A 12,310-nucleotide genomic window follows, 5' to 3' on the forward strand; every position below is an offset into this window, starting at 1 on the left:
GATATAAGAATCCATACTGGGGGAAATTCCTACGACGGTTGTCCGGTGGCGGATTCCCCGATTGAGTCGCTCCAGCATATTGGTAGAAGCGATTTTACGAAAGTCTATTGGGGTAAAATCATAAAACTGCAGTGAATCTTCCAGTCCATCTTCTAAAACGGCTGTCGCTTCCGGATAAGATTTCCCAACAGATTCTATGAAAGAATGAGCATATTCCTTGGCGCTGTCGTAATCAGGTAGCAGCCAAATTTGTTTTAGCCTTCCGACAGACTGGGCTTCCCTTTCCGCAAAAAACCATTGAGCCATAATATATCACCAGACAAATCTTAACCATAAATTAAATTTCAAATTCTGATGAAAAAGCAATAACAGCCTCTCCGATTATTTGTACAAGTATAGGTTTGTTAAGTTTCTTTTTTACAAATACCCGCATGCCACCATCACGATTAATTGCTTCCCCTTGTAATATAGAAAAATTAAAAGAATCCTCCTTCTCTAAGCCTTTACAAATCCCATAATGTACCAGATAAGCTCCGAGAGGGCCATTTGCATTTCCTGTGACCGGATCTTCAACAATACCAATTGCAGGGGCAAACATTCTTCCATGAACTAAAATTTCATCATTAGGATTCAGTGTAAATACATAATATCCGTTACATCCGATTTCTGCACTGATATCAGTTAATTCTGCAAGATTTGGTTTCAATTCATGCAAATACTTATTCGATCGAATACCAACCATCACCTTAGAATGCCCTGTTGATGAAATAGCCACGGGGCAGTCACTTCTTAAATAATCTATTTCTATCCCAATTGCGTGTGCTATCCGCTTCACAGTTTCATAATTGAAAGGATTTCCTATTTTTGGAGTCCCTTGTGTCATTATAATAGAGTAATCATTATTTTCCCGAATTATATCAACCGGTAACATTCCCGCTCTTGTTTTTTGTATAATCCGACCGGAAGTAGCAGCGCCTTCAATAGCTCTGACATAATGGGCAGCAATCGTTGCATGTCCACATATTGGAACTTCCATTGTTGGAGTGAAAAATCGTACTTCAACATCATACGCTGCAGAAGTTGATGGAAAAATAAAAGCAGTTTCAGAATTATTAAGTTCTCGCGCAATTTGCTGCATCTGTTCATCTGTTAGCCCTTCCGCGTTAGGTACAACACCTGCTGGGTTCCCATGAAATTTTTGACGTGTGAATGAATCTACCTGATAAATTTTATATTTTTTCATAAATATTATCCTCCTATAAGGCGTATACCCGGCAGTATTTTGAATGATTTATGAAATCGCCATCCCATAGAACCATCTCCTACAGATTTTTAATGCAAATTCTTATGATAAGTATTTTTCAGTATTATGATAGCTATTTGTTATTCCAATTTTTATTGTAGCTACTGCTGAATGTGTTTCCATAGTGCCACGCGCTGCTTGGCATTCTGTGGAAACGCGGACGTATATTGCTGCATTTTTTGCGATAATATCATTTGTCCACATTCAAACTACCTCATTTTCATTTGGTTAATAAAAAGTGTGTCTTTTAAGTTTAAGACACACTTTTGTACTGTTAACTATATTGCAATATTTATAATGTCTCGTTTTTTATCCAAATTTTCATGTCGATAGAACTGTAATACATAATTTATTTTTTTGTTTTTATATGAAAACTTATCATTAGACACAAGGAAAATCAACTTATTTTTTTCAGATTTAGTCAATGTATGAAATGCAGTTTTCCACTGCTGTGTAACACCATTTTCTTCATAATATTTCCGGTAAGTAAGAATATCTTTAGGCATAGATAATATTTCAAAAAACTCTTCCTTATTTTTACCAAAGGCTCTTTCAAAAAATGATCTATCTCCACCAAAAACTCCTTTAGAAACATTTAAAATAGCTTTTACACTGCGTAAATAATGAAGATTCCAGTTAGAATCTACATGTCCACGCTGTTTGTTTTCAATGGGTTCAAACTTCATTGGGAAAGAATAAATATGAACTCCTAATTCTTCGGCTAAACTTACATTGATTTCTAAGCGCTTATATAAATCAAATGGATTATCTTCAAAATTATATAATAGGTAATTTGAAAACTCACATACATTATATTTAGCGGCTAACCTAATTGCCTTTTGATAGATTTCACTGTATTTGATTTTATCAAAAGCTATACGAAATGGCCTAATTGGCAGGGCACTTAAGATAGCCATTTTTTCTTCAGTTAATAAGCGCCCATCCATTCCTTGATTGAAATCAACATATCTTTGCATAGACTTTTTATATGCATACTTTTTTTCTAATTTTATAAAGAAATCTATGTTGTCTATTATCATTTGAAATTTATCAACATATAAGGAACCTATATTTAATATATGCTCATCCAGTGCATTCTTATATTTAACGGCCATTTTTTTAGTTTCTAATTTTTTATAGACTAATAACATTTTTTCTCTTATTAAAGCTGTATTTTGCTTACAACTTTCATATCTGCAATAGGTATCAAAAAGCTTTAAGAACTCAGATGGATATTTATAATTAGGTTCATTAACAAATCCTAGTTCATTTAAATCGTCGACGATTTTTTGTAAATTATTAATAGGTATACCTAAAATGTTGTTGTCCATCAATAAGACATTCCTTTTATCACCATACAACTCACGAGCCGTTCTGATTTGTTCGACTATATTGTTAGTGATTGTTAGTTTGCCTTCTAGCGTTGGTACGGCACAAAAAGGACACTTATTTACGCAACCTCTCGTGGTATATGCAAAAAAATTATCTCCGGAAGGATAAACATACTCAGTATCATTTAATATGTCATAATCTAATGGTAATATATCAATATTAACGTGATCATTAAATCCCAACATGGCAGAATCCAATAAGCGACCTTCTACTATATTTCCTATATCACTATCTGCTCTTAAATCATCAGATAATAACGTTGCCATTATGCCCCCCACATAAATATTGTTTTTGTCAGTAACATATTTCTTATAATGATTAATTGTTTTCAAAACATCCTTATAATTGAATGTAAATAATGTTGTTATATAAATTCTATCCCATTTACCATATAGTTTTTTATTTCCTTTTATAAATACAACTGTATCTTTTCTTTGTTTATGATAAGTACTTATTTTCATAAGACTCATTGGTGGATATTTGTTTTTATATGCTGGTTCTACTAACAGTACGTCCATAATAATGCTCCTCTTATTTTATTCCATGGTTATTATCTCATGGGCGCACATTATATGTCAAGACCGACTAATTTTCTATATGTTTTAAATCAGTATTTAATATATAATTTGCCACTATTAAAAAATTTTCTGCATTCATTTCTATAATAGTAGGATCTCTTCGACTGTGATGCACTGATAAATCTAATGCATCTTTAAAACCATCTTTAGTAAAAAGTGCATTATATTCGCGACGTACTTTTTCATCTTTGAATAAATCTTTTTCCTTAGGATTTATAGTATTTATTAATTTACTCAAAAGCGGATCATTCCCATTCCTTGATATTCTTCCATACGATTGGGGCATTGCATTTCTTAAAAGATACTTGAGAGATTGTTCTACCAAGCTTCTCAATAAAACTGTAGCAGCTATAGGGTATTTTTTATATGGATAACTCCCTCCACTTCCCTTTGAGAATCGTATTATTTCTTCACAAATGTTAATTAATGGTATATTTTCATTATCATCAGTATTTACATATGCATATTTTAAATTTCTACAAAATTTATTTTTTTTGGGAGATCTTGTTTTAGGTTTCTGTGATTTTATATTAACGTTAGTACTTATATTTTTAACTTGATTTACAGATATCGATTTTTCTTTCTCCCCACTAGTTTCTGTTGTGCTAATATTTCTTTGTGGAGATATTCCCTCTGATTTAGATGCTGCATTATTTGTTACTCTATCTGTATCTGATACTGTCATTTTTGAAATAAAAGTATCATAATTAGCCTTATATTTCGCTCTCTCTACAAGTTCTTTTGAATGTGCTAATTCATTAATATAAGGATCAAAAATTATTTTCGTATTACTCAATGCATACTCTGCTATATTTTTATCAAAAATATAACTATAAACAAAATCATCTTGCAAAGATACTTTTTGTGCGATTTCACTTGCAGGTTTTTCATCAACTAACATAAAAAATGATGTTATAATTTTATCCAAAATATTTTCAGAAAAATAAGAAATAATTTTATTATCACTATCAAATTCCACCCCTAATAATAACATTATTTCTTTTCTATTTAAAAATCTTTTCATTTTTGCATTCCATTGACCCTCGTTTATGGTTTTAATAACTTTGGCGCTATGGCTATCATTCTTATCCCTGGTCAAGTATTCCAATAAATATGCAAAAGCTAAATCTGTTGATATTTCTCCATACGCATCCTTATTATGTTTTGATTTTGCTTGTGGGCTCCAATTTATTTGTTTAGTACCTGGATCACCATCGCTATGTATTTGTGCAAGCTTTTTATTTACGTAGGCCAAATCATTAGAAACGATGCATTCTATTTCAGTAATGTCGGATGATAATTGATTTAATTGTTCTTTGTCGTTTTCAGTTAAATTAAATTTGTCCCATTTATTTTTATAAGTAGTTATTAGTTTTAAGCTAGTAAGACGCCTATTACCATCGTAGACCATAAAATAACCTTCATTGTCTTCCAATGCCATAACAATAGGCAATTCAGTAGGCAAAAGGCCGTTTTGGGAAATATCCCTACAGAGATTTATTACATGGTCTTTTCTTAAATTTATAATACTGTTTATTCCTAAAACTTCATCTTTTGATTTAGTTTCTTGATCATAAAAACGAGCGTTGTTAGGATTTATCACTAATTTTTCTAAAGAAATTTCTTTTTTTTCATATTGTCCCAGCATATAAATTCATCCTCACTTTATCTCCGAATATTCTCCAACCGTAGATTTAATTCTATTATGAAGGTCAGCAACAAATGTGTCTTCGTCAGACCACTTTATTGTATTTATTTGATAGCATACATTTTCGTTGTTTTTGATTTTCAGCATTAACCCATGGAGTTTACACAGAATGGATTACACTCTCGATTGCTCCTTTGTAGATTGTCTTTTAGCGATCACATTCTAACACAAGGTTCATCATTATGGATTATTTCATTTGATTAACTGTTCAATTTCATTTTACAACTGACCAATCACTTTAAACTAATCGTTGTTATATTTTTCACTTTTCTTACATAATTTCATAACATCATTGTAAATTTTATCATATTCAGTACCTTCTTTTTTAAAAACCAAATGAGGTACTTCATCAATTCCTGCAGCTTCTCTGTATAAACTTATTATGGCAAATCCATCAAGTAATAATATCGACATTGTATTATAATCATCATTCAAATATAGTTTTACTTTATAATCTTTCCTTAACCACTCATCAATATGATAAGAAATAACTTCCTTTATTTTTGCGGGATAGTAAGATTCTTCGTGATGATTTCTTTTTGATAATAATGTCATTAGCGCAGTGTTATTATAATTTAATAAAATTACATTTGTTTCATGTAATTCTTGAGATAACCTTTCATTAAATAAAGCATTATTACCAGAAATAAAACTTTTACCATCATTCATAACCAAATAAAATTTTTTACTATGAATAAATTCTGTTTTAATTTCTTTATCATTTAATGGAAAATGTTCCCTTATATCTACCAATCCATATTGCGCACATTTTTTATTAATGGGAAAAACATTATCAAAAATTCTACTTATCGAATTATCTGATTGAATAGATAGGATTATTGAAAGAGGGGCACTCACTAAAAATGCTGTTGCCATAGTTTGAAAAAACTTATAAAAAACATTATTCTGCTCAAAACAAGTTGTTATTACTAAACATGCACAACCAGCTACAACAAATGCTAACATACATGCTATTTTTTTCCAAAACTCTTCTTTACTACATCTGTTCAACTTCTATGCCTTCTTATCTTTATATTTTTTTCTTGTGAAAGTCTATAACCCTATCTCCTTCAGTATTCCTTAAGTTTTAGAACGAATATTTAATTATATTATTAATGTAATAATGGTTTTATTTTTTCTTCAATTGTAGCAGTCAATTCATTTACTGCATCACAACAAGATATATTTTTTAATAAATCTACAGTAAATACATCTACATTTCTTTTTTCGAATGAATCATTATACTTCGATTTAAAAACATAAAATAGTATTGCTAATTTTTGTTTTCCATGAGTTACTTCTTCCTGTTGGTATTTATCAGCTTTTTCAAAAAGAAGTTTTTCTTCATCATATTTTTCATTTAATGCAACTTTGCTTTCCTTAATTCCTATTTTTTTTAGACTTCCTAATATATAATCTCTTAATTCTTCGGCTTTTAAGTTATTATCCTCAAGCCATCGTACGATATTACATTCTTCTAATTTAATATCCCAATGTTGTTTTAATTTTATTAAACAAAAAATAACGTATGGTTCTATTTGGGCTTTTACTTCTTTTATAATATCATTAGTAGAAAATTTTCTATGAAGTGATTGAAAATCTTTATTAGTTGCATCTATAACGGCTTCAGTTGTTAAATAATTTTCCATTGTATAATAATGCGTATATACTATATTGTCATCAGTAAGACAGCTTTTTAAATAACCATCATAGTCTTTATCTAACAAAATTACACATGGGAAATTAATCGTTTTACTTTTATATGCTGTAATTATTGCGCTTTTTGATTCACCAATTATAAAATCAATTGTACTAAGTACTTTACTGCTAGAAAACATTTTATCATAAATACTTATATCTGTTTTACCTTCTACAATTAATCCTGGAAGTGTGTGTGGTTCTAAAAGAGATGTATTGATTTTATCTTCTAAATTTATTGATGGTATACAACTTTCATTCATCATATTCACCTACTTTTACTACTTTATCTCTATAATGAGAAATAATAAAAGGCGTATGTGTTGTCATGATAAATTGCATATTTTTATTATAAATTTTGTCTATAAATTCTCTTTGCCATGTAATATGTAGAGAAAGTTCAGGTTCATCTATCAAAATTATTTTTTTCCTACCTAGAAAAGTGTACACAAATAATGATACTAGTTGTTTTTCTCCGGCAGAAAGATTTTCAAAATATAAATTCTTATTATTTTTTTTAAATGTGATATGTGAATTTATCTCAACAGACATTTTTAAAAAGTACTGTAAGATGTTCTCTAAATTAACTAGAGGGATTCTTCTTTGTTTTATTTTCTCACATGTATCCTTATATAACTTTAATATTTCATTTACTTTTCGATAAATAGATATTGTATTTGAGTATCTATTTAAATTTTTTAACATAGTATCCAGCATACCATCTATACCGTTAGAATTTTTTTCTTTAATATTTTTTGATTGTTCAAGAGCTTTATCAATAAAATCTCTTGCCCATTCTATGTCTTCAATTAATGAATCTATTTTTTGCTGCATATTATTATTAATACTCCCAAGTGTTTCATATCCAAGTTTTTCAAAAATTCCTGTACGTGAAAATACTTCAGTTAGCTCATTTTTCAATTTTTCGCAATCAACATCATGAATATTAGGTGAATCTTCATTTTCTAATTTAGTGTCCAAAAATATAGATATGAAATTACTTGCTAATGATCCTAGTAACTTGTGTTCTTCAATATTTATTTCTCTCAAAGTATGATCTAATAGTTCATTTATATCATTATTGTTTAAAGCAAAGACTGTATTAGGAAAATTACTGTTTTCATTATATATGTTTTTATATATGTTAAATCTTTTATTTTCAAAATCATTAATATCATTATGTTGTAAACTTGGTATTAAATCATTTATATCTATTTCAAATCTTCTATATGTGGGAAAATAACTTGTTGAAACATTAAAAGCAAAATCTCTAAAAATATAATTAAAATCTTTTGATGAAAAATTTTCATGCCAATCAAAATATTTTTCATCTTCTATAGGTATAAAAATAAATACTTTACTAATAATGTTTTGTATATTATCAGTGTCTGCATTAGGTAATAATTCTACAGGATTAGTGTTTGTATTTAAATAAAATTTATGCTTATTGCGACTAATATAATGATGATAGTTACTTTGCTTTCTATTTATAGCTTTTTCTATTTCTTCAAATTTTTCTATTGGTAAATCTTTTATATTTTGCATATCGGTTCTTTTAATAGTTAATTTCTGGGCATCTTTAATTATACATAGACAACCTTCTTCAGCTTTTAATTCTATTTTTTCAAATTTATATAGTAATAATCTTTTAAATTGTTTTCCACATATAATACTAAGTATATTTAATATAGTTGTTTTGCCAGAACCATTAAATCCAACTAATATTGTAATATCTTGATTGAAATTTATGTTTTTGTCGTTTCCTTCTATTCCAAATAAATTTTTTATATAAAGGCTTTTTAACATTATAAACACCCCACTGTTAGATATAATAATTTTTATTTAAACATTAATTATTTATATTACTTAAGTATTTAACATTAACCTTCCTTCCCAAAATGCACTTCTCGATGGCAATTCGGATAAAGCATAATCATTTTACTCTGGTTTAATGTGAATTATTTTATATAAATATTATTAAAAATTTTTTCATATTAGCTCCACATTTCTTTAATTAATTTCTAATGTATTAATGGATTTATCTATAGTAGGTATAAATTCTTTTGCATTACCTGGCGTTGTCACGTATATTACGAATGCCAATTTTTTATTTTTTAATACCATATATATAATACCAACTAAAGGTGTACCATTTTGTGCAGCAGCAGTAATATAACTGGCAACCGCTGGTGTTCCATTTACCATGGTTTTTGTATAGTTAGGTTTATTAGTAACTGTTCCACTGCCAATCATTTTTCCAAACATAGAATATATAGCTCCAGATATTTGTGCATCCGAATAGTTGTATAGTGTTGTACTTTTAGGCATAGTGGGATAATAGATTGATACCAAATATATGAATTGCTCCTTCCCACCACTCAAAAAGGTATCATATAGATTATTATTTGAAATATAATTACTTTTTATTACTTTCCAATTATCTGGAATCGTTATTGATATATTTTGCGGATCAGTATAGACTTGTGCAAATACCGTACTTGAAGTCATATATAATAATAAAACAATTAATAAAATCCTTTTCATACGAAGCCACTCCTTTTAATTAAAGCCTAAACATTTATAAACGTATTTTCCCCCATTCCAATAAATTGATATGCCTATTCTATTATCACTAATCAAATCAATATGAACTAAATTATCAGACTGTGATTTATATATTTTCATTTGGCATCCTTTAGCTATATTTGAAAAAGCGCCTTTACTTATACTACTTACATCAAATAATTCTTGAACTTTATTATCTTTTTCCCCTATTATCTTAAAATCATTTAAAAATCCACCTGAGCCATCAATGAAATAATATATTAAATCACTTTTATTATCTCTAGTGTTTGCAAAATAAAAAGAATATCCATTTCCCAATATAGTCGTTTTAAATAAAACATTTAAATCCATATCAATAATAAATAGCTTTGTCTTTGCGCCCTTTTCACGTGTAATAAGTATATTATATAGATATCCTTTGCCTGCCATATCATATACCATTTTTTCAGGAAACTCTTTAAAACAAAAGAAAGGCTTTATCCCTGGAATGCTTTTTCTACTTTTTATTTTCATTAGTACCCACAAAACAGCCATAACAGTCACTGCATATAATGCGAAGAGTTCAATTGAGTCGACAGTTGTCAGCTTATTGTAATTTATAAATCTGACTATCTGTTTGCCATATTCTACGCTTACTGATTTTTCTGGTAATGTATAAATATATACACCTGCGATAATTATATTAATAATTGCAACATGCCCAATGTGCATAATCATGGGGATTTTTTTCATAATATTAAATTTACCAAAAAGAGCAAATAAAAAAATTCCTATCATATAAATAACGATGGCAGTAAAAATAGTTGACCAAAATATAATTCCTGAAAAATACAACCAATTACTAATAATGAAACTCATGTAATACCTCCTTGTATTAAAATATAAGTTTTGCTAATATTTCAACTTTCTAGGTTAAAATTCACATTGCATAATATCATTCAACAGTCTATGAACCGTTTTAGGGTTCGGTTGTTTTTCAGGTATTATCCGATGTCACCAATCCCCACTATACTCATGTTTAGTGAACTTGTTTCATTTTCATACTTTCTCTATATTGTTCAGCATCGGGCAATTTTTTAAATTCTACCGTTCCGTCAAAATTTTCTTTAACAACATGTTCAATTTGGTCTAAGGAAACATTGAAAAATTCCCGACGTGTATTAATCAAATTAAGTTTTTTATTATCAAAAGCATTATGCAATGCAGTTTCCAACTTTGGTGCATCATCACTAAAAATCATCGCATGTACATCAAAATTGAACGGTACCGATGCATCGCTTAGCTCATATATCCTCTCCATTGGATCTAGGCGACGTGTCATTCCAATCTTATAAATATTGTTTCCGAATGATCCTATGTTAGAAATAACGTAAACATATCCAGCTCGTTGATTTGCTTCACGATAATCTATATCAGATAAATTTTTCTTAATTTCTTCCATCTGATTTTCCAAATCATTAATTTTTTGCGTAAGGGCATTTCTTTCCTGAGAATCCAATGACTCTTGATACTGTTGTTTTGCGGCTTCAAGAGCATTGCTGTAATGTATCTTTTCTTTTTCAATCTTAAGGCGTTCAGCTTCGATTTCTTTCTGTAATCTGGCTTCTTCTCTCATACGAGCACGAACTTCACGCTGATGTTCTTTTTCCTTCTGTTTCATCTGTTGATATTCAAATGCTAAGTGCAATTCTTTAATCTTTAAATTATAGTATTCAGAACTAATATTAATCTGCATAACCTGCCCCAGTTTAGAAATGGCAGTATAAGCATTTGTTATCCTTTTTTCGCAGGACTCAAAATTATTATATTTTACTTTTCCAGTGACATGTTCACATTCACTATTGAACGCCCTAAGTAATAGCTTTTGAGTATCTTGCACCATTTTCCGGCCTGCAATTTTATTGTTATTTACCGTCCAGTTTGTATCACCATCAGCAGCAGTTTTTTGTTTTATCATATCTTTTTGTCTTTGTCTTATATAATCAAGTCTAGACTTATATTGCTCTGAATTAATAAAATCATACATAGGCTTATATAAAGAAAAATCTTGAAGTAAGGCTTCTTCATCTAATTCTATTATTTTTTCTTTTTTCTCAGCAATTTTATTATCTAAGACGTACATATATGTCTCTTTATTACTGATATCAGCTGAGATTTTTTCCACTTTTTTCTTAGTACGCATTTCAGCATCTTCGATTATTTGATGTATAATGGCATCTTTATTAGAAATTTTACTTTCTAATTCTGCAAGAATTTTTTTCTTTTCGATATTTTGATTTTCAGCATAAGTCGTTGCAGATTTAATAATATTATCTACTAAATCTTGTTTATTTTTAATTTTAGTATTTAAATTCTCTAATTTAGCTTCAGTTGTCTGCATAATCTTGTCTGCTTCTTCTTGAGCTAAAACGAGTTTATCCTGTGCTAGGACTCGTAATTTTTTCGTCTTGAAAATAATTAAGGGAATAACCAAAATAGCTGCAAATGGTTTTATAGAACAAATTATCAGCAATATAGAAATCGTCACATTATTAAAATACCACTTTTCTTTGAGTGATATCTTATCCATAGATTCAACCTCTTTTCATAAGTTAGATTTTTATAATATTTTACACATCAATTAGCTGACCTAGTGTCCGCTTCACTTCATGCGGATTAGGTTGTTCATCATTCAAAAACTGTATTACCTGTGCTGCATCAATATCGCTTGAATATGACAATAAGTGAACGGCATATTCATTTGCCTCTCGTTCTCGACGGCTTGGAATATAATAAGCCTTGTCAGCGTGTAGATAGTACCCATATCCGTTATGTAACTGCGAGTGACCAATCTCATGGCAGATAGTAATTTTCTGCCCTATGTATGACAAGTTATCGTTTAAAATTATATATTTTCTTCTTAATACACGCGCCAACATGCCACGAATATGGTCTGGTAAAGGCACGTGTATTATTTTTAGATCAAGTCCATCTGCCAGTTGAAAAGGGTTGGCTGTACCATATCTTTGTACGAGATTTCCCACTCGTATTTTCATATATTAGAATCAATCCTTTTTATATCTTGCT

At 29.3% G+C, this 12,310-nt stretch carries 11 protein-coding genes and 1 pseudogene; all 12 read right to left on the reverse strand.

The features are described from left to right. Positions 1–261: pseudogene (locus tag I6751_RS01995) on the reverse strand (transposase); the annotation flags it as partial. A 76-nt stretch (positions 262–337) separates the two neighbouring features. Continuing rightward, on the reverse strand, positions 338–1,243 hold the full coding sequence (locus tag I6751_RS02000) for a PhzF family isomerase (protein WP_196590512.1): 906 nt from the start codon (positions 1,241–1,243) through the stop codon (positions 338–340). A gap of 102 nt (positions 1,244–1,345) precedes the next feature. Then, a complete protein-coding gene (locus I6751_RS02005) occupies positions 1,346–1,507 on the reverse strand; it encodes a hypothetical protein (RefSeq protein ID WP_196590511.1) in 162 nt (53 codons plus the stop codon). Between the two features lie 74 nt (positions 1,508–1,581). Then, a complete protein-coding gene (locus I6751_RS02010; RefSeq protein ID WP_196590510.1) occupies positions 1,582–3,213 on the reverse strand; it encodes a radical SAM protein in 1,632 nt (543 codons plus the stop codon). 67 nt (positions 3,214–3,280) lie between these two features. Then, positions 3,281–4,921, reverse strand: coding sequence for a hypothetical protein (locus tag I6751_RS02015; protein ID WP_196590509.1), 1,641 nt, complete (start codon positions 4,919–4,921; stop codon positions 3,281–3,283). Positions 4,922–5,224: 303 nt separating this feature from the next. Further along, positions 5,225–5,992 (reverse strand): hypothetical protein, encoded by a 768-nt coding sequence (locus tag I6751_RS02020; RefSeq protein ID WP_196590508.1) that lies wholly within the window; start codon positions 5,990–5,992, stop codon positions 5,225–5,227. 101 nt (positions 5,993–6,093) lie between these two features. Further along, positions 6,094–6,945, reverse strand: a complete 852-nt coding sequence (locus I6751_RS02025; RefSeq protein ID WP_196590507.1) for a hypothetical protein — start codon at positions 6,943–6,945, stop codon at positions 6,094–6,096. After that, on the reverse strand, positions 6,935–8,485 hold the full coding sequence (locus tag I6751_RS02030; RefSeq protein WP_196590506.1) for an AAA family ATPase: 1,551 nt from the start codon (positions 8,483–8,485) through the stop codon (positions 6,935–6,937). Before I6751_RS02030 ends, I6751_RS02025 begins: the two co-directional genes overlap by 11 nt. A gap of 204 nt (positions 8,486–8,689) precedes the next feature. Then, on the reverse strand, positions 8,690–9,223 hold the full coding sequence (locus I6751_RS02035) for a hypothetical protein (RefSeq protein ID WP_196590505.1): 534 nt from the start codon (positions 9,221–9,223) through the stop codon (positions 8,690–8,692). A 15-nt stretch (positions 9,224–9,238) separates the two neighbouring features. Further along, the gene (locus I6751_RS02040) at positions 9,239–10,102 is read right to left on the reverse strand and encodes a hypothetical protein (RefSeq protein WP_196590504.1); all 864 of its coding nucleotides are present in this window, start codon (positions 10,100–10,102) and stop codon (positions 9,239–9,241) included. Between the two features lie 160 nt (positions 10,103–10,262). Continuing rightward, entirely contained in the window at positions 10,263–11,813 is a 1,551-nt protein-coding gene (locus I6751_RS02045; protein WP_196590503.1) for a DUF4041 domain-containing protein, read from the reverse strand. 40 nt (positions 11,814–11,853) lie between these two features. Continuing rightward, positions 11,854–12,279, reverse strand: a complete 426-nt coding sequence (locus tag I6751_RS02050; RefSeq protein ID WP_196590502.1) for an ImmA/IrrE family metallo-endopeptidase — start codon at positions 12,277–12,279, stop codon at positions 11,854–11,856. Positions 12,280–12,310: the final 31 nt, after the last annotated feature.

Origin of the sequence: Pectinatus frisingensis (assembly GCF_015732285.1) — a bacterium.
GTDB lineage: Bacteria > Bacillota > Negativicutes > Selenomonadales > Selenomonadaceae > Pectinatus > Pectinatus frisingensis.

Excerpts from the sequence above, each read along its gene's own strand:
- I6751_RS02045 (WP_196590503.1), bottom strand. The coding sequence starts at position 11,813 with ATGGATAAGATATCACTCAAAGAAAAGTGGTATTTTAATAATGTGACG.
- I6751_RS02000 (WP_196590512.1), bottom strand. The coding sequence starts at position 1,243 with ATGAAAAAATATAAAATTTATCAGGTAGATTCATTCACACGTCAAAAA.
- I6751_RS02030 (WP_196590506.1), bottom strand. The coding sequence starts at position 8,485 with ATGTTAAAAAGCCTTTATATAAAAAATTTATTTGGAATAGAAGGAAAC.
- I6751_RS02040 (WP_196590504.1), bottom strand. The coding sequence starts at position 10,102 with ATGAGTTTCATTATTAGTAATTGGTTGTATTTTTCAGGAATTATATTT.
- I6751_RS02035 (WP_196590505.1), bottom strand. The coding sequence starts at position 9,223 with ATGAAAAGGATTTTATTAATTGTTTTATTATTATATATGACTTCAAGT.
- I6751_RS02050 (WP_196590502.1), bottom strand. The coding sequence starts at position 12,279 with ATGAAAATACGAGTGGGAAATCTCGTACAAAGATATGGTACAGCCAAC.
- I6751_RS02015 (WP_196590509.1), bottom strand. The coding sequence starts at position 4,921 with ATGCTGGGACAATATGAAAAAAAAGAAATTTCTTTAGAAAAATTAGTG.
- I6751_RS02025 (WP_196590507.1), bottom strand. The coding sequence starts at position 6,945 with ATGATGAATGAAAGTTGTATACCATCAATAAATTTAGAAGATAAAATC.
- I6751_RS02005 (WP_196590511.1), bottom strand. The coding sequence starts at position 1,507 with ATGTGGACAAATGATATTATCGCAAAAAATGCAGCAATATACGTCCGC.
- I6751_RS02010 (WP_196590510.1), bottom strand. The coding sequence starts at position 3,213 with ATGGACGTACTGTTAGTAGAACCAGCATATAAAAACAAATATCCACCA.